The following is a 17,553-nucleotide window of genomic DNA, read 5'->3' on the forward strand; positions in this document are numbered from 1 at the left end:
CTCCATAACACAACTACATCTGACCTATTGAACAATTAAGGGGCTTTTTTGTGAAATAATTTATGTCCTATAGCCGCCAACATTGCCCCAAATACTGACACAAATGCCCCAATATAACTTAGTGTATTAAATTCAGGATAAGCAAAATCCGTTGGATCAAGCATATAAATTAAATGGCTAAACAATAGGGTAAATAATGGGCCTACCGTTACCACGACACTCACTTTAGACACTTCCCATTGATTTAAGGCTTCCGCATAGGCACCGTAGGCAATCGGTGTATTTAAACAGCAATAAATAAAACATCCCCATGCAAAAGGGCTTAAATCATCAAACTGTTTATAATCAGACATCGGCATAAATACCAATACACAACCCAAATACATTAAAAGTAAAATTTGTTGGGTGGTAAAAAAGCGAATCAGTATTTTTTGAGCTAATCCATACAATACCCAAATTACTGCGGCACTAAAACCTAAAATAACGCCAATTGAATAGATATTTAAATTTAAAAACAACGCAAAGCGATCATTAAAAAATAAACCTAATCCTACAATCAACAACACTAATCCCATTTTTTGATGAAGACCTAATTGCTCTTTAAATAAAAAAATACCAACTAACATCATGCCAAACGAGGATACTGGGCTGAACACCTGAGCGATCAAGGGTTCCACATAATTTAGCGACGAATTATACATAAAGAAATTGCCCGCCAAGCCAATGACACCCATAACAACCAAAATTAATATTCTGGGATTAAATTGTGATAATTTCGGTAATTTCTTTTGCCATGCTAAGATCACCAATAAAATACTTGTTGCTACCATAAAGCGATAAAATACGATGGTTTCCACACTGACGGTTGCGGTTACTTTTTTTAAAGCAATGGGTAACGATCCCCATGCCATGGCGGCTGTTAGCGCTAAGAAAAAACCAAGAACAGGATTTTGTTGCATATTACATTCCTTATGATTGATTCTCGTGGTTTAATTGCCTATATTACGTTAAAAAATATAAAAACGCCCTACTATTTTTTCTAGTAGGGCGTTTCAATTCGTTGGCTTAAAATTATTCAGCGACGATACTGACGTATTTACGGCTTTTATCGCCTTTTACTTCAAATTTCACTTTACCATCAGCAGTTGCAAATAAAGTATGGTCTCTACCTATACCTACATTTGAACCTGCGTGGAATTTTGTACCACGTTGACGAACGATAATGCTACCAGCTAATACTGACTCACCGCCAAAGCGTTTTACACCAAGGCGTTTAGCTTCAGAATCACGACCGTTACGAGTTGAACCACCCGCTTTTTTAGTTGCCATCTTCTATAACTCCTCTGAAATTATGCTGAAATCCCAGTGATTTTCACTTCGGTGAACCACTGACGATGACCTTGTTGTTTACGACTGTGTTTACGGCGACGGAATTTAACGATTTTAATTTTATCGCCACGACCTTGTGCCACCACTTCAGCTACCACTTTCGCACCAGTAATAACTGGGGCACCAATTTTAATATCTTCACCATTAACGACCATTAACACTGAATCAAACTCAATATTTGAGCCAACTTCAAGTTCAAGTTTTTCTAAACGAACAACTTGACCTTCGCTTACTCGGTGTTGTTTGCCGCCACTTTGGAAAACTGCGTACATAAATACTCCGCTAAATTTGTGCTTAAATAATGTTTAGTTCATTTTTAGCACATTAAAATCATATAAATAGGTCGCAAATTCTACGGAAATTTCTCTCAATTGGCAAGTGTTAATTTGCAATAAAATGAAAAAAGTTGGAATTGGGATTTAAATCCAAGATTAGGGCGTATGGATACTTCATTTTTTATCAAATCATGCCCGTACAACACTACCCTTTAGGACAGGACGGTGTATAAGGCACGATTTGATAAAGTGTTAGACATATCGCATATGGTGATGTTTGCCAGTCACCTTGAAGATTCTGATGAATTTTATCAATCAATTTTTTTCGCTATTGCTTTGAAAACAATCTAAATTTACACCGCGGTTTTGGGCAATTTGCTGTAAATTTTGCTCAATTTGGGCAAGGGAAAGTGAGCCATAATGCTTGGGTTCTCTTGCCCCAAGCATGTTTAGGTTTGGGCCGTTTAACAACAAAATATGGGTAGAATTTGACATTAATTTCCCCTTTTTCCTTTCACTTAACGTTCTTGCATCGCTTGTTTTAAGCGAGTGATTGGCTTGATTAAGTATTCAAAGACGGTTTTCTTGCCCGTGCGAATGTCGGCGGTTGCCGTCATGCCGGGGGTGATTTCCATTAATTCGCCGTTGCGATCGGTGATGTTGTTTTTGGTGGTTTCAATTAAAATCCGATAATAGGATTGATCAGGGTTTAATTTTAACTCACTTGGGCGGCGATCGTCTTGTAACGTGTCTGGGCTGATGAGTGTCACCGTGCCTTCTAAACCGCCGTAAATGGCGTAGTCATAGGCACTGATTTTCACCATGGCTTCTTGCCCTGGGCGGATAAATGCCACGTCTTTCGGTTGAATGTAAACTTGCACTAACAATTTTTCGTCCAACGGCACAATTTCCAAAATGGTTTGTCCTGCAGAAACCACCCCACCAATGGTGTTAATTTGGATATTTTTCACAATACCACGCAACGGCGCACGAATTTGTGAACGTTCCACGGGGTCGGCACGCATCACACGGTTTTCACGGGCTTGTGCCAACTCGGATTCTTTGGTAACCAATTCATTGTTGGCATCGGTGGCGTAGCGGTTACGTCTTTCGCTAATTTGGCTGGCTAAATCAATGGATTGACGACGCATACGCAACAATTCCACTTCAGGCATTACGCCACGTCTAACCATGGGTTCAGTAATACCAATTTCCCGATCTAGCACGGCTTTGCTTTCTTCAAAACCTTGAATGGCTTCTTCTAAAGCACGGCGGCGAGTTTGGTAGGCGGCAGTTTCGCTGTCGATAAGCTCTTGATCTGTGCCTTCGGGGAAAACTAACGGGCGATCATAGGCTTCCGCTTGCAAACGAGCAATGGTGGCTTGAAGCGTGTGAATTTTGGCATCAATTTCACGCAAAATCGCCAAACTTCGGGTGTCGTCAAGGCTGAGTAACACTTGCCCTTTCTCCACAATTTCCCCTTCTTTGACTTTCATTTCACTGATAATGCCTGGATCTAAACTTTGCACAATTTGATCACGGCTAGAGGGAATCACGCTGCCTTGTCCACGGGTGACTTCTTCCAAGGGGCTGTTGTAAGACCAAACCAAAAACACCACGCCTAACACAAACAGCAAAATAATCATGGCAAAAGAGCGATGATGTTTTTCGGTTTGTAAGGCAGCATGCAAATCGTTAATCAAGGCTAAATCGGCATTTTTGACTTTTTCCACTGGTGGGGGAGCTTGCACCACCACTTGCTTCACATTTTGCGGATTGACTTTTTCTTGATTAGCCTTTTCTTGATTAACCTTTTCTTGATTGGGTTTCGCCAAGTTAGCCTTTGCCTGATTGTTGTCTTGCCCCGTTTGATTTTCTGGGGGCGTTGGGTTTTCTTTGCTCATTTACTTATCCTGTCCACTGGTCGGTTGTGTTCCTGCCGATTTTCCTTGTTGTATTTGCACTTGTGGGGTTTTTACCACGGTGGTGGGCTTGTTGGCAGTGGGCGGATTTTGCCCTGCCTTGCCTTGTGGCGGATTGCCTTGAGCTTGTTGTTGCTGTTGCTGATTTTGTTGTAAACGTTGCAACACCGCTTCTCTCGGGCCGTCCATTACCACTGCCCCATTGTCTACCACAATCACTCGATCCACAATTTTCAACACTTGGGTGCGATGGGTGACCACAATCAGGGTGCGGTTGCGAACCCATTGGGCAAGGGCATTTAACACCTGATCTTCCGTGCCTTGGTCTAAGCTGTTAGTGGGCTCATCTAGCAACACCACTCTCGGATCTTTCAAGGTTAAGCGAGATAACGCCACCACTTGTTTTTGTCCGCCTGACAGCCCCTGACCGTTTTCCCCCAATGGCATGTCCAATCCCCGTGGATGCCCTTTGATTAAGCGATCCAAGCCGAAACGTTGCAGGGCGGCGAGTAATTGCTGATCGGTGGTGAAACTGTCGGTCATGGCAATATTCATGTTTTCCCGTAGCGTGCCTAAAAACAAGCGTGGCGATTGCCCGAGCATGGTCACTTGACTACGCAAATAATTCGGCTCTAACTGACGCACATCCACGCCGTCTAAGGTCACATTGCCTTGACTGGCTTCATATAAGCCTGAAGCTAGGTTTAACAAGGTGGTTTTGCCACTGCCAATCCGTCCCAGAATGGCGACTTTTTCCCCAGGGCGAATTAAAATATTCACATTATTTAACGCTGGCGGCGACTCTTTGGTGTATTTAAAGCCCACGCCGTTAAATTCAATTTGTCCTTGCACGGAGTCTAAGGTGATATACTTGCGATTTTCGTCCCGTTCAATAGGGCGTTTGACAATATCATCGACCCCTTTGAAGGCTAAACGGGCAGATTGAAAACGGGTAGCAAGCCCTGCGATTTGTCCCAATGGGGCAAGCGCTCGTCCTGATAAAATCACACAGGCAATCAATGCCCCCATGGTGATCCGTTCTAACTCGTTTTCGCTGTGGATTAAATAAGTGCCGTATAACACCAAAAATACCGTATTTAACTGTTGCAATGCGGTGGAAAAATGCACCACAAAATTGCTTAAATCCTTACTTTTGGTTTGCGATTTGGCAGTTTTTGCCGTATAAAAATCCCAACGTTGCAACGCCCAGTTGGTGGCGTTATTGGTTTTTAAGGTTTCAATACCCTCCACTGCTTCCACGGCTAAGCCTTGACGTTGCGAACTTTCTCGCATGGATTCGTTAATAAACCGAGAAAGCAAGGGTTGCACCGATGCCCCCACTAAAATCACTAGCGGAATAATAATCAACGGCACAATCGCCAGTTTGCCTGCAATTAAGGTCATCACAAACACAAACAGCAAAATAAACGGCAAGTCCACCAAGGTGAGCAAGCTGGCACTGGTCATAAACTCTCGCACGGATTCAAAATCCCGCAAGTTATTCGCATAAGATCCTGATGAAGCAGGTTTGTCCGTCATTTTCAAGGACATCACTCGGCGAAACAGTGCCGAGCTAATAATTAAATCCGCTTTTTTGCCTGCAATATCGGTTAAATGCCCCCGAATCATTTTGGCAGAAAACTCAAATAAAATCGCCAAAATCACCCCAATACTCAACACCCACAGGGTTTCATAGCTTTTATTGGGGATCACTCGGTCATACACATTCATCACATATAACGAGCTGACCAAGGCTAAAAAGTTGATCACAAAAGTCGCCAAAATCACTTGATAATAATAGGATTTAAACCGCCAAATGACTTTCCAAAACCACGCCTTACCTAATTGATATTCAGGCAATTCGGAACGAATATCCGCTTCCACTTTCGGTTTAATAAACCAACAATAGCCGAGATATTGGCTATCTAGTTGAGCGGCTTCAATTTTTTGCTCCAAGCCGTCACTTTGGCGAATGGTGTACACTCGTTGATTTTTATAGCCTTCAATTTTGGTAATGACAGCGGCTTCTTCGTTTTTCAAAATCACCACTAACGGCACAGAAAGACTGGGAATTTCCGCCAAGGGGCGTTGCGATAATTTATTTTCAAAACCATGCACACGCAACACGTCCACCAGTGATGCCAGATTTAACTTATTATTGCGATCCCGCACGGTTTGGGCTGCCAAGGTTTCTTTGGCAATGGGCGCACCATGTAGCTTACTGATGAGCTCCAAACTTTCTACAATGTTTTTCATGTTTTATAATCCTTTTAAGCTCACCACGCCAGCCCAGTTAGACAACTGAGCTTGAGCCACTAAATAGGCTAACACCGCCTCACGATAATCGCCTTTGGCAGCGGCTTGGGATATTTGCACATTCGACAGCGTTTGATGCGCATCCAGCACATCAATTAACGAACGGCGTGAAATTTGAAATTGATCTTGATAAATCACCACCACATTGCGTTGCGACTGAATTTGTTGAGCAGACACTTTTAAATAATTCAAACTTTGCTGCATACTGATTTCCGCTGTTTGCGAATTTTCCTGCATAGAACGTCCAATTTCCGTCATTTTGGCTTTCGCCGCTTCCACAGAATACAAATCTTGCACGCCCGAATAATAAGTGGCAGGGTCAAAGAAATTCCACGACACATTCACACTGGCTTCATAACCACCATGACGATCGGTTTCTGCCACCAAATTAATGGACGGTAAACGCTTGGCTTTGGAGGCTTTTTGTTGTGCTTGTGCCCGCTGCATTTCCGCTTGTTGGGCTAAATAACTGGGATTTTGTTGCTCCAGCGTTGAGGTGTATTTGGCTTTTAAAATCTCAGGGGTAATATTGGCGAAAGGATCGCTTAATTGCGCAGGATTGAGCTGATAGCCCGTATAACGGCTTAATTGGCTCAGTGAGGTTTCCAAAATACGCTGTTGCCCCACCAAATTAGATTGGGCTTGCAAATAACGGGATTCCGCTTCCACGGTTTCGGATTCACGCCCTGGGTCATGGGAGGCAATCACCTTTAATTCATTTAAAATCTTGGCGTAAGACTGCATACTTTCTTGATACACCGCAATATATTCTTTGGCGCGCAAAGCATTTAAATAAATTTGCCCCACTTCACGCCCTAATTGCTCACGGGTTTCGTCATATTTGTGTTCCGCATAGCGTTGACCTTGTTTATCCCGCTCCACGGAATTGGAAATTTCTCCCCAAGAATATAAATTCACGCTGGCTTGTAGGGTGTTATGACTGGTATTACTGCGAGTATAATGATCATTATAACGGCTCGCCATTTTTTGTTTGGTGGCAACGCCGACCACGGGCCAATGCCCCGCTTGAGAAATTTTCACCTGTGTATTGGCAATATCAATATTGGCTTTGGCTTCCTGAATAAGCGGGTCGCCTTTCATCGCCGCTTGCATAATTTCTTTCAAACCACCTTGTTGTGCCACACTCGGCAAACTCACCGCCGCAACCAACAACGCAAAGCAAGATTTCATCAATGTTTTCATATAAAAATTACGTTCTAATTAATCAAAAATAAAAGGTCAACAGACCCTAACGCCAGTCATTCTACGAGATTAAAAATAAAAAACAATATTTCATTCTATAAAAACCTAAAAGTAGATAAAATAGGCGTAAATTTCACCGCAGTTTTACCAATCAATCTCTCTCACGTTCATAAATGCGTTGCAGTTTTTCGTCCAAAGTTAGCAGTTGCAACCCATGTACTTTGGCAGTGGCGAGAATTAGGGCATCGGGCAGTTTGATTTTGTGGCGTCTGCGGATTTGTATGCAATGGTTAATCACGGTTTTGCTGACATCAAGACAAGTCAAATCGGACAGCAAAAATGAAGCTCTCGTTCCGCTTTGTCTGTAATCCCTTGAAAACCAAACACTTCGGCATAAGCAATGTCGCTGTAAGCACATTCATCTGCTCGCAAATGATACCACTTGATTATCTCAAAAATTTGCCGATTGTGGGCGTGCCATTGAATCACAAAGCAGGTATCCAGTAAATATTTAATCCCACTCATCACGCAAGGCTCTCTGAATGGTTAAACCATCTCCTAAAATGCTGGGGTTTTGATGGATAATGCCCTTAAATTTAGCCGTTGGGATTAGTGTAGTATAAGCAAATGTGGATTTTCAAGCCGTTATCAGGGTTCACATGACAGGTTTCAGACAGCAAAAAAACCGCCACTCTTTCAGGCTACGGTTTTTATCAACCTACCCCAACACTTCCCTTAACACATTACTACTCACGCTTTTTCAATTCTCTAACTGCCTTAGTTTTTAATAAAGAATTCATTTGTGAAATGGCTAGGCGGTTTAGGATAAGTAAACGTTGTTGTTGGTTGATGTTTTGTTCAATCAATAAGACGTTTTGGGTTTCTAAACTTTTGATTAACTTTTAATTGTGGCGAATTCGCCATAATTAAAATTGGGGTTGTTCAGTTGCTCCCAAATGCCGATATATTCTAGCGTATTGCGGTTGCGTAGCCAGTCGCTGATGAAAATCTCACACTCCTTTCATTTATCCAGTTTTTCCCTCCATCTTAAACTGCTATAATCCATACCCAATTATTCCTAACTATGTTTTTACCCCCATGAAACTTGATAAACAAAGTGCTTTTCCACCCTTTCAGTTAAATGGGTGTCACTATGATTTATCGCATTTAAATGCGTTTTATTGGGTGTTTCGTCAAGCGGCGAAAGGAGTACTAGGGGAGAAAATTTACCGTTGTGTGATTGAGTTTAGTCATCATTGTTTTAGCAAAAGTCCGAATATTCACAAGGGTGAAACGCTGGCTGATTATGATAAAAGTCTGCATTATGTTACGGACAAGGAAACTCGCATTTTTGATATGCAACGTTATCATTTATCACAACAATTGCCTGCTATTTTACGCAATATGGATAAGCAAAAATGCTATTTTACGTCTGCTGATGATAAGTTTATGACGGTGTCTTTGCAACAACTTGACGGTTCAATGATTGATTATGAAATCTATTTTTCTTTAAAGAAATCAAAAAAATATGATGTGCATATTTTTATCAATAGTGCTTATGCCAGAGATGAACAATATAAACATCAACAAGGACAACGCCCAATTAGACGTAAGCCGATTTCTTTTTTTGTACTACTACATAATACGCTAGCGAATAAGAAAATAAAACGCCCTAAATAAAACAAAGCCCCACCATTGCTGATAGGGCTTGTACAGAAACCGCTTTATAACCGCACTTGGGCGAGTAACCAAAAGGTTGGGCAAACGCTGGGAAATCCCATTTCTGCTTATACGTTTTGTTGATGTTTGTATTTTAATACAAATCAATCCTTTTTTGCAAGGGAAAGTGTAACCCACAAAAAATTACAGCATTTCACCGCGGTTTACTTCCTACCCCAACACCGCTCTTAACACATTATTCGCACGTTGGCGGTCTTGGCTGTTGTTGTGTTGAATAATAAGGTTGATGACATCGGGGTCAAAAAATGCTTCTATTTCACCGTGGTGTGCCTTGTGGATTTTTTGGGCGAATTTGAATTGTCCACGCACTGCACCTTGCCAGTCGCCGTCATCAGGTGCATCGGGGTCGGATAAATCTATGGGGTATTTTGCCAAGGCATTTAATTCTGCTTGCATTTTTGGGGTGAGTGTAGGTTTAGTAGGCATGGTAATACTCCTTCTCTTCTTTGCTTTCGGCTCGGCGAGCGGAAATAATGCGAATGTATTCTTTACCGCCGGGGTGATGGTTTTCGTACAAATGGACAATAAACACCACAATCAAGCTGTTTTCAATGCGTGCCAAGGTTTTAAAACGTTGTTCACCGTCTACAATTTTATGCGGTTTGGTGAGTGCATTGGGGTCAAAAAAGGCAAAATGTGCGGTTTCAAACGATAATTTGTGTTTTTGCAAATTGGTTTGGGCTTTGTTGTCGTCCCATTCAAAAATCACATCATTATATTCAATATACGCCATTTTGTTGTATCTCACAGGGCTAAAAGTATACTTAGTGGTTTGATTATAATGGATTGATTTTGTATTTTCAAGCCACTATCAGGGGGCAGACAACAGGTTTCAAACGGCAGAAAAAACCTTTCATTTATCCAGTTTTTCACTCAATCTTAACCTGCTATAATCCATACCCAATTATTCCTAACCATGTTTTTACCCCCATGAAACTTGATAAACAAAGTGCTTTTCCACCCTTTCAGTTAAATGGGTGTCACTATGATTTATCGCATTTAAATGCACATATTGTGGATTATGTTCAGCCTGCTTTGGGGCAAAAAACAGCGATGACTTATCGTTTTTATGTCAGCTATTCTATGCACTGTTTTACTAAGGCTTATGCTCATCAAAGTGAAGCGGAAAAACAAGCGTTGATGTATGTAGCCGAGAAAGAAGCACGTCCGTTTTGTGTGGAACGTTATCAATTTTCTAAATATTTACCTGATATTATTAAAAATCTTGCCAATGCTAAAATTGGGTTTGCTGGCTATGATAATTTTGCCACGATTGAAATTATGGACGAGAAGCAAATTAAGCGATTTTATAAGGTGGCGTTTGTAATGTATCGTTTTCAGAAAAAATTACGCTTGCATATTTCTAGTGCTTATCCTATTGAAAAATGGGAAAAGTTAAAACCCGTGGGATTTTTTAAGCTAGCACATAATCTATTACAAGGTAAGTCTTTACCGAAACCTTATCGTTAAACCCAAAATAACAAACCCTGCTAAATTTGCATCTAGCAGGGTTCGCCCAAAAGTTGGGTATCCAGAAACGCCATTACCGGACTTTGCCTCGACCATAAAGGTTGCGGAGTGTCTACCTTGCGGTACTCTGTCGCACTCTATTCTTCTATTTTAACCAAGTTGACTAATTTTTGCAAGTGGTGATAAAAAACCACGATTTTCCACCGCAGTTTTGCAAAAACAGCTTATTGAAATGGGTTAATGATACTAATGGGTAAATCTTGAAAATCCTTGGTGTTACGGGTTAGTAAAGTGAGTTTATTTGCACTGGCAATTGCGGCAATCCAGCAATCATTTTCAGGGCGTGGATTGGGTGTGTGAAATGTGGCACAAATTCTGCTTGTTTGCGTATTTATGGTTAAAATCCTGCCTGAAAAAGTAGGCAAAACAAAATGATCAAACCAATTTTGTAGACTTTGAGCTTGCATGGGATCTTTGCGTTTTTTTAAGGCAATCCCGCGCAATATTTCCATAATCACAATTTCACAGGTATAAAGTTGCGTGATAGGTCGCTGTTTTATCCAGTTCACTACGCCTGTATTGGCTTTGCCTGATTTGATTTTGCGAATTTCTGCAATAATATTGCTATCTAATAAATACATTAGTCAAAATCTTGATGACGAGCATGGCTAAATTGCGGGTTACGTGGTAAGTCTAACTCAATTTCAGCGACATCTTCGCCTTGATAGTTCATGGCTAAATCATACAGCGTGGTTGGTTGAAAATATTCTACAACAATTTTTTCCATTAACTGCTGCGTATTGATGCCTTGTAGATTCGCATTATGGGCAATGATTTGTTCAAGTTGCGGGTTTAGGTTAATTTGCATGACATTCCCCTTTTATCTTTGATATGAATTGAGTGTAGCATAAGCAAATGTGGATTTTCAACAAAAAAACCGCGATTTCCCACCGCGGTTTTCCCTTTTCAGCGTTCAAACCACAGGCATCAGACCGCAACCCTGCCGTCTGACCCCTGCCGTCTGACCCCTGATTAAATCACCGCCAAATCCTTATCCACAAACACAAACAAGTCGCTGTATGTTTGGGATTGGTACACATAATACTCTTGGTTGTTGTTGGAGACTTCCACGTAGCCTGTGTATGCAAAATCGCTGTCTAGTTTCAGCTGGTTGCCTGCGTCGCCGTCGCTGGTGTCGCCGATTCGCATGACGTATCTGCCGGCTTGACCGATTTCGCTGTCAATCAGAATTTCGCCTGTGCCTGTGTCCACCAAGTCGCTCAGTTTCACCACTACGGTGTTGTCGCTGCCGGTGATAGAAATGGTTTCTACCGACATTGGGGTGCTGGAGAGTTTGCTTAGCTCGTATTCCTGACCGCTGCCTGTAAACTCCAAGGTGTCCATGCCATAACCCATATGGATTTGGTTGCCTGTACTGCTGTAATCCCCGTTGTTCGTGCCATACTCAATACTCAGGGTATCGTCATTGACGGTATCAGGGTTACTCTCATACTCGCCGTCATAGTCTTCATCTTTATAACCCCTTAAATCCACCACGCTGTTTTGCAAGCCTGTGGTGATGATGGTGTTATCGCCTAGGTATGTATATGGTATTTCGTCCCCAGCAGGAGTCCAATAAGTAGTCTCTTGTGGATACGTACCGTTCACACTCACCACCACAATCGTGGATTCCAGTATCATTCCTGAATAGTCGGTTTGCCCTGTGCCGCCTGTGGTGATGATGGTGTCGTTGCCACTACCTAGGGTTATCAAGCTGTTGTAAATGGCTGCGTTGGTTCTTTCTTGGGCAGCGGTTGTGTCGCTGATGCCTGATACAATCAGGGTGTCATCGCCATTAATCGCTTCAGTTTCCTGATCTAGACCTGTGTTCATCATACCGTCCATCAGGATTTCGGCGTGGCGGATTGTGCCGCCAGTGCTTGATGTGCTTGATGACTCAACTTTTGTCCCTGCATTCGCTGGGGGTGTTTCGCCTGCTTTGACTAGGGTGTAGCCTGTGCTGGCGTTGTAGTAAAGGTCGTAGTTGGCATTCGTTCCGCCCACCCACAGCAAGTCCGCTCCACCGCTAAGCTCTACCCCAGTACGCGCAATACTACTATTACCCGTAGTATTTTGGGAAAGACCATAGCTGAAATCTATCAAGGCTGGGGTTCCCGATTCGGCGGTGTAGGTTGTGCCGTAGATGCCACCGCCAATCACCAATGCGGTTTCGCCGATAACTTTGACTGCCACATTGGTGTCTTGACTGGCTTGCATATTGCCTGGGATAACGTAGGTGACGGTCTCGTCCAAGCCGCCGTTCATCTCTATTCTTGATAGGTTCGTATACTCTTCTCCATTTTCTGTCGGTATGCTTGCGTTTCGTTCGCTTTCGTTGTACGTCGTCACCGCACCACTTATACCCGCAGTATTCCAAACAGCAATCAAGTCATCTATGTTGTCAGGGGTGTAATCCACAAGGCTTTCTGGTGGGGTGATGGTTTGGTCTGGGTTGGTTGGGTCGTAGGTTTGTTCGTCACTCAGGGTTATTACAGTGGTAGATTCGGATTGGTCTCCTGCTCGGTTGTAGGAAACCGCAGTTACCTCTGTGTCATCTTTCACGGCATCACGGTTAAGCGTGGCGTAGTCGCCGTCGCCAATGTTTAAGACGCTTGATGGCACTGGGTTGCTATACTCTGTATTGCCCTCCCCATCCACACTTTCAGTGTAGTAGGCAGCCCATGTACCATCGGCGTTGTTGATGACGTAAATGGTTACAGGATTGTCGCTTTCATCTTCAAAGCTGAGTTTAACGCTGACCTTGGTTTCAGGGAAGTAAATCCGCACATCGCCTTCGTTCATAGGACGCATTTCGGGTGGGGCTACGTACGGCGGTTCGGTACTAAACAATTCGGCATAAGGAATAACATCGCTTGAGCCGTCTGCGTAGGTGATTTTCAGCGTTTTGTCTGTATCGTTCCACACTGGCGGATGTTCGCTGTTGTTTAAGGCAGCTGTTACTTCGGCATCGGTGACATTGGCAAGTTTCAAGGTGGCAATGGCATCGGCTTTTTCATCATCAGTCGGATTAGTTGGATCGTCTGCCTGAATGCGTTCGTCTACGTCTTTGCCATAGATGTTTTTACGGTTCAAATCCAGTGGGTCTTTGTAGTCGGTGATGTATGGCTTGCCTGTGGCATTGTCAGAATTACCGCTATCATTGCTGGTGTACGCCGTCACGGTTTGCCCGTGGATAAGCTGCTCAATCGGCACGATAACGGTTGGATTGTCTTGGTCGTCTGTTCCCAAGGTTAAGCCTGCATCTTTGGCTGCTTGTGGCAATTCCCACTCGCCTGTTGTTGGGTTTTTGGTCAGCGTATACTCGGACTTGTCAATACCGTTGTTGTTGGTATAGCTTAGGGTTAGGCTGTCTACATTGCTTAGGTCGTCAGGGAAAGTAACGATTACGCCAATGATGTCGTCAGTTGGGTCAGTTGGGTCGCTTCCATTATCGTGGTATGGGGTAGCGGTCGGGGCTGGGGGGAGCGGCACTGATACGGTTACGGTCACGGTGGCGGTGTCTGTGCCGCCTTTGCCATCGCTAATGGTGTAGTTAATCACCACATCGCCCGTTACCCCTGCATTTGGGGTGAACACCACTTTGTTGTCCACAATGCTAACACTACCTTTACCTGCATCTGCCGTAGATAAGGTCGCTTCACTTACCGTTAATGGGTTGTTGTCTGGGTCGCTGTCGTTGGCAACCACATCAATGGTCACGGGCTGACCTGCTTGCGCGCTGGCACTGTCATCGTTGGCAACAGGTTTGCCGTTGACATTAACCGTCACGGTGGAGCTGTCTGTGCCGCCGTTGCCATCGCTAATAGTGTAGTTAATCACCACATCACCCGTTACGCCTGTGGCTGGGGTAAAGGTCAGTGTACCGTCGCTATTTTTAACCAACGTGCCTTGGCTTGGATCCGCTAAGGTCGCTTCGCTGACGGTCAATTGATCACCGTCTGGGTCGCTGTCGTTGGTCAAGACGTTCACGGTCACCGCTTGACCTGCTTGGGTACTGGCGGTGTCGTCATTGGCGACTGGAGCGTTGTTGACGGGTGGCGTAACTGGCGCTGCACCTACGCTTACCGTTAAGGTCGCGGTATCCGTACCCCCTTTGCCATCACTGACGGTGTAGTTAATCACCACATCGCCGGTTACCCCGTCTGCTGGCGTAAAGTTAATCGTGCCATCTGGGTTAACGCTTACTGTGCCTTGGCTTGGATTAGTTAAGCTCACTGCGCTGACACTTAAGTTGTCGCCGTCGGCATCGCTGTCGTTAGCGAGCACATTGATATTGTGTAATGGCGTGCCGTATGCGGTGCTGGCTGTGTCATCATTAGCGACCGGGTCAGTGTTGTTAGGTGCTGGCGGTGTAGGTATCGGCGCGGCTCCCACGGTTACCGTTAAGGTCGCGGTATCTGTGCCGCCTTTGCCATCACTCACGGTGTAATTAATCACCACATCGCCGGTTACGCCCTCAGCTGGCGTAAAGTTAATCGTGCCGTCTGGATTGACGCTCACTGTGCCTTGATTTGGATTAGTTAAGCTCACTGCGCTGACACTTAAGTTGTCGCCGTCTGCATCGCTGTCGTTAGCGAGCACATTGATATTGTTTAATGCTGTGCCGTATTCGGTGCTGGCGGTATCATCATTAGCAACAGGGTCAGTGTTGTTAGGTGCTGGCGGTGTAGGTATCGGCGCTGCACCCACTGTCACCGTTAAGGTCGCCGTATCTGTACCCCCTTTACCATCGCTTACGGTGTAATTAATCACCACATCGCCGGTTACCCCGTCTGCTGGCGTAAAGTTAATCGTGCCATCTGGGTTAACGCTTACTGTGCCTTGGCTTGGATTAGTTAAGCTCACTGCGCTGACGCTTAAGCTGTCACCGTCTGCGTCTGTGTCGTTGCTCAATACATTGATATTGTTTAATGCCGTGCCGTATGCTGTATTAGCTGTATCATCATTGGCGACTGGGTCAGTGTTGTTAGGTGCTGGTGGCGTAGGTATCGGCGCGGCACCCACTGTCACCGTTAAGGTCGCCGTATCTGTACCCCCTTTACCATCGCTTACGGTGTAATTAATCACCACATCGCCGGTTACCCCGTCTGCTGGCGTAAAGTTAATCGTGCCATCTGGGTTAACGCTTACTGTGCCTTGGCTTGGATTAGTTAAGCTCACTGCGCTGACGCTTAAGCTGTCACCGTCTGCGTCTGTGTCGTTGCTCAATACATTGATATTGTTTAATGCCGTGCCGTATGCTGTATTAGCTGTATCATCATTGGCGACTGGGTCAGTGTTGTTAGGTGCTGGTGGCGTAGGTATCGGCGCGGCTCCCACGCTTACCGTTAAGGTCGCGGTATCTGTGCCGCCTTTGCCATCACTCACGGTGTAGTTAATCACCACATCGCCGGTTACCCCGTCTGCTGGTTTGAAGTTAATGGTGCCATCTGGGTTAACGCTTACTGTGCCTTGGCTTGGATTAGTTAAGCTCACTGCGCTGACGCTTAAGTTGTCGCCGTCTGCGTCTGTGTCGTTGCTCAATACATTGATATTGTTTAATGCTGTGCCGTAGGCTGTATTAGCTGTGTCATCATTGGCGACCGGGTCAGTATTGTTTGGCGTCGGTGGCGTAGGTATCGGCGCGGCTCCCACGCTTACCGTTAAGGTCGCCGTATCTGTACCCCCTTTGCCATCACTGACGGTGTAGTTGATAAGTACATCACCGGTTACGCCCTCAGCTGGCGTGAAGTTGATAGTACCGTCCGGATTGACGCTTACTGTGCCTTGGCTTGGATTAGTTAAGCTCACTGCACTGACGCTTAAGTTGTCGCCGTCTGCATCGCTGTCGTTACTCAATACATTGATATTGTTTAATGCCGTGCCGTAGGCTGTATTAGCTGTGTCATCATTGGCGACCGGGTCAGTATTGTTTGGCGTCGGTGGCGTAGGTATCGGCGCGGCTCCCACGGTTACCATTAAGGTCGCGGTATCCGTACCCCCTTTGCCATCACTCACGGTGTAGTTAATCACCACATCGCCGGTTACCCCGTCTGCTGGTTTGAAGTTAATCGTGCCATCTGGGTTAACACTTACTGTGCCTTGGCTTGGGTTTGCTAAGGTTACTGCGCTGACGCTTAAGTTGTCGCCGTCTGCGTCTGTGTCATTACTCAATACATTGATATTGTTTAATGCTGTGCCGTATTCGGTGCTGGCGGTATCATCATTAGCAACAGGGTCAGTGTTGTTAGGTGCTGGCGGTGTAGGTATCGGCGCTGCACCTACGCTTACCGTTAAGGTCGCGGTATCCGTACCCCCTTTACCATCACTCACGGTGTAGTTAATCACCACATCGCCGGTTACCCCGTCTGCTGGTTTGAAGTTAATGGTGCCATCTGGGTTAACGCTCACTGTGCCTTGGTTTGGATTGGCTAAGGTTACTGCACTGACACTTAAGCTGTCACCGTCGGCATCGCTGTCGTTAGCGAGCACATTGATATTGTGTAATGGCGTGCCGTATGCGGTGCTGGCTGTGTCATCATTAGCGACCGGGTCAGTGTTGTTTGGCGTCGGTGGCGTAGGTATCGGCGCGGCTCCCACGGTTACTGTTAAGGTCGCGGTATCCGTACCCCCTTTGCCATCACTGACGGTGTAGTTGATAAGTACATCACCGGTTACGCCCTCAGCTGGCGTGAAGTTGATAGTACCGTCCGGATTGACGCTTACTGTGCCTTGGCTTGGATTAGTTAAGCTCACTGCACTGACGCTTAAGTTGTCGCCGTCTGCATCGCTGTCGTTGGCGAGCACATTGATATTGTGTAATGGCGTGCCGTATGCGGTGCTGGCTGTGTCATCATTAGCGACCGGGTCAGTGTTGGTCGGGGTCGGCTCAGGTTGTGGATCGGGTTGTGGTGCTGGTGTGCTTGAACCACCACTAGAACCGTCACTGGTAGCAAGAGCAATACTGCCCCCCACTAAAGCAATACCACCAACGATCGCACCTACTGTAGCACCTGTTGTCGAGCCTAACCAATAAGGCAACCAAGGTAACACAAGTTGTTCACCGCCCAAGACTTCAGTGGCAAGCATGCTTTCATTTAACACGTTAATCGCCGACGCCGCCTCGCCATTAGCCGGCATATAGGCATAATAATGACCATCTTCGGCCAATCCATGAA

At 45.0% G+C, this 17,553-nt stretch carries 15 protein-coding genes and 1 pseudogene; 2 read left to right on the top strand and 14 right to left on the bottom strand.

Going from position 1 to position 17,553, the window contains the following annotated elements; genetic code table 11:
- Nucleotides 1-35: 35 nt before the first annotated feature.
- The 9 genes and pseudogenes from E0709_RS11095 to E0709_RS12335 form a co-directional block, all read right to left on the bottom strand.
- Nucleotides 36-959 carry a DMT family transporter gene (locus E0709_RS11095; RefSeq protein WP_132302779.1) on the bottom strand — a complete coding sequence of 308 codons (924 nt, stop codon included), beginning with the start codon at nucleotides 957-959 and terminating at the stop codon, nucleotides 36-38.
- A gap of 112 nt (nucleotides 960-1,071) precedes the next feature.
- Nucleotides 1,072-1,329, bottom strand: coding sequence for a 50S ribosomal protein L27 (gene rpmA / locus E0709_RS11100; RefSeq protein ID WP_132302778.1), 258 nt, complete (start codon nucleotides 1,327-1,329; stop codon nucleotides 1,072-1,074).
- 20 nt (nucleotides 1,330-1,349) lie between these two features.
- On the bottom strand, nucleotides 1,350-1,661 hold the full coding sequence (gene rplU, locus E0709_RS11105; protein WP_132302777.1) for a 50S ribosomal protein L21: 312 nt from the start codon (nucleotides 1,659-1,661) through the stop codon (nucleotides 1,350-1,352).
- 292 nt (nucleotides 1,662-1,953) lie between these two features.
- A pseudogene (locus tag E0709_RS11110) lies at nucleotides 1,954-2,159 on the bottom strand (type II 3-dehydroquinate dehydratase); the annotation flags it as partial.
- A gap of 23 nt (nucleotides 2,160-2,182) precedes the next feature.
- On the bottom strand, nucleotides 2,183-3,568 hold the full coding sequence (locus E0709_RS11115) for an HlyD family type I secretion periplasmic adaptor subunit (protein WP_132302776.1): 1,386 nt from the start codon (nucleotides 3,566-3,568) through the stop codon (nucleotides 2,183-2,185).
- Nucleotides 3,569-5,842 (bottom strand): type I secretion system permease/ATPase, encoded by a 2,274-nt coding sequence (locus E0709_RS11120; RefSeq protein ID WP_132302775.1) that lies wholly within the window; start codon nucleotides 5,840-5,842, stop codon nucleotides 3,569-3,571.
- A gap of 3 nt (nucleotides 5,843-5,845) precedes the next feature.
- Complete coding sequence (locus E0709_RS11125) at nucleotides 5,846-7,105, bottom strand: TolC family protein (protein ID WP_132302774.1); 1,260 nt, start codon at nucleotides 7,103-7,105, stop codon at nucleotides 5,846-5,848.
- 151 nt (nucleotides 7,106-7,256) lie between these two features.
- Nucleotides 7,257-7,430, bottom strand: a complete 174-nt coding sequence (locus tag E0709_RS11130; RefSeq protein ID WP_243640873.1) for a PIN domain-containing protein — start codon at nucleotides 7,428-7,430, stop codon at nucleotides 7,257-7,259.
- The gene (locus tag E0709_RS12335) at nucleotides 7,427-7,630 is read right to left on the bottom strand and encodes a hypothetical protein (RefSeq protein ID WP_165867244.1); all 204 of its coding nucleotides are present in this window, start codon (nucleotides 7,628-7,630) and stop codon (nucleotides 7,427-7,429) included. Before E0709_RS12335 ends, E0709_RS11130 begins: the two co-directional genes overlap by 4 nt.
- 573 nt (nucleotides 7,631-8,203) lie before the next feature.
- On the opposite strand from E0709_RS12335, the gene E0709_RS11140 reads away from it, so the two are divergent.
- Nucleotides 8,204-8,785: a hypothetical protein gene (locus tag E0709_RS11140; RefSeq protein WP_132302772.1), complete on the top strand. Its 582-nt coding sequence runs from the start codon at nucleotides 8,204-8,206 to the stop codon at nucleotides 8,783-8,785.
- 210 nt (nucleotides 8,786-8,995) lie between these two features.
- Here E0709_RS11140 and E0709_RS11145 read toward each other — a convergent pair whose 3' ends face one another.
- Nucleotides 8,996-9,271, bottom strand: coding sequence for a hypothetical protein (locus E0709_RS11145; protein ID WP_132302771.1), 276 nt, complete (start codon nucleotides 9,269-9,271; stop codon nucleotides 8,996-8,998).
- Complete coding sequence (locus E0709_RS11150) at nucleotides 9,261-9,578, bottom strand: BrnT family toxin (protein WP_132302770.1); 318 nt, start codon at nucleotides 9,576-9,578, stop codon at nucleotides 9,261-9,263. Before E0709_RS11150 ends, E0709_RS11145 begins: the two co-directional genes overlap by 11 nt.
- A 197-nt stretch (nucleotides 9,579-9,775) precedes the next feature.
- On the opposite strand from E0709_RS11150, the gene E0709_RS11155 reads away from it, so the two are divergent.
- Complete coding sequence (locus E0709_RS11155) at nucleotides 9,776-10,315, top strand: stationary phase growth adaptation protein (protein WP_132302769.1); 540 nt, start codon at nucleotides 9,776-9,778, stop codon at nucleotides 10,313-10,315.
- 224 nt (nucleotides 10,316-10,539) lie between these two features.
- Here the strand turns inward: E0709_RS11155 and E0709_RS11160 are convergent, their stop codons facing one another.
- From E0709_RS11160 to E0709_RS11170, 3 genes are all read right to left on the bottom strand, one after another.
- Entirely contained in the window at nucleotides 10,540-10,956 is a 417-nt protein-coding gene (locus tag E0709_RS11160) for a type II toxin-antitoxin system VapC family toxin (RefSeq protein WP_132302768.1), read from the bottom strand.
- Nucleotides 10,956-11,183 (bottom strand): hypothetical protein, encoded by a 228-nt coding sequence (locus E0709_RS11165; protein WP_132302767.1) that lies wholly within the window; start codon nucleotides 11,181-11,183, stop codon nucleotides 10,956-10,958. Before E0709_RS11165 ends, E0709_RS11160 begins: the two co-directional genes overlap by 1 nt.
- A 164-nt stretch (nucleotides 11,184-11,347) precedes the next feature.
- A partial coding sequence (locus E0709_RS11170; RefSeq protein WP_135107935.1) for a beta strand repeat-containing protein occupies nucleotides 11,348-17,553 on the bottom strand: 6,206 nt, incomplete at its 5' end.

Origin of the sequence: Lonepinella koalarum (assembly GCF_004565475.1) — a bacterium.
GTDB classification, from domain to species: domain Bacteria; phylum Pseudomonadota; class Gammaproteobacteria; order Enterobacterales; family Pasteurellaceae; genus Lonepinella; species Lonepinella koalarum.

Coding starts and splice junctions, on each gene's coding strand:
- E0709_RS11120 (WP_132302775.1), bottom strand. CDS start 5,842: ATGAAAAACATTGTAGAAAGTTTGGAGCTCATCAGTAAGCTACATGGT.
- E0709_RS12335 (WP_165867244.1), bottom strand. CDS start 7,630: ATGAGTGGGATTAAATATTTACTGGATACCTGCTTTGTGATTCAATGG.
- E0709_RS11115 (WP_132302776.1), bottom strand. CDS start 3,568: ATGAGCAAAGAAAACCCAACGCCCCCAGAAAATCAAACGGGGCAAGAC.
- E0709_RS11140 (WP_132302772.1), top strand. CDS start 8,204: ATGAAACTTGATAAACAAAGTGCTTTTCCACCCTTTCAGTTAAATGGG.
- E0709_RS11095 (WP_132302779.1), bottom strand. CDS start 959: ATGCAACAAAATCCTGTTCTTGGTTTTTTCTTAGCGCTAACAGCCGCC.
- E0709_RS11150 (WP_132302770.1), bottom strand. CDS start 9,578: ATGGCGTATATTGAATATAATGATGTGATTTTTGAATGGGACGACAAC.
- rplU (WP_132302777.1), bottom strand. CDS start 1,661: ATGTACGCAGTTTTCCAAAGTGGCGGCAAACAACACCGAGTAAGCGAA.
- E0709_RS11165 (WP_132302767.1), bottom strand. CDS start 11,183: ATGCAAATTAACCTAAACCCGCAACTTGAACAAATCATTGCCCATAAT.
- rpmA (WP_132302778.1), bottom strand. CDS start 1,329: ATGGCAACTAAAAAAGCGGGTGGTTCAACTCGTAACGGTCGTGATTCT.
- E0709_RS11155 (WP_132302769.1), top strand. CDS start 9,776: ATGAAACTTGATAAACAAAGTGCTTTTCCACCCTTTCAGTTAAATGGG.
- E0709_RS11145 (WP_132302771.1), bottom strand. CDS start 9,271: ATGCCTACTAAACCTACACTCACCCCAAAAATGCAAGCAGAATTAAAT.
- E0709_RS11160 (WP_132302768.1), bottom strand. CDS start 10,956: ATGTATTTATTAGATAGCAATATTATTGCAGAAATTCGCAAAATCAAA.
- E0709_RS11125 (WP_132302774.1), bottom strand. CDS start 7,105: ATGAAAACATTGATGAAATCTTGCTTTGCGTTGTTGGTTGCGGCGGTG.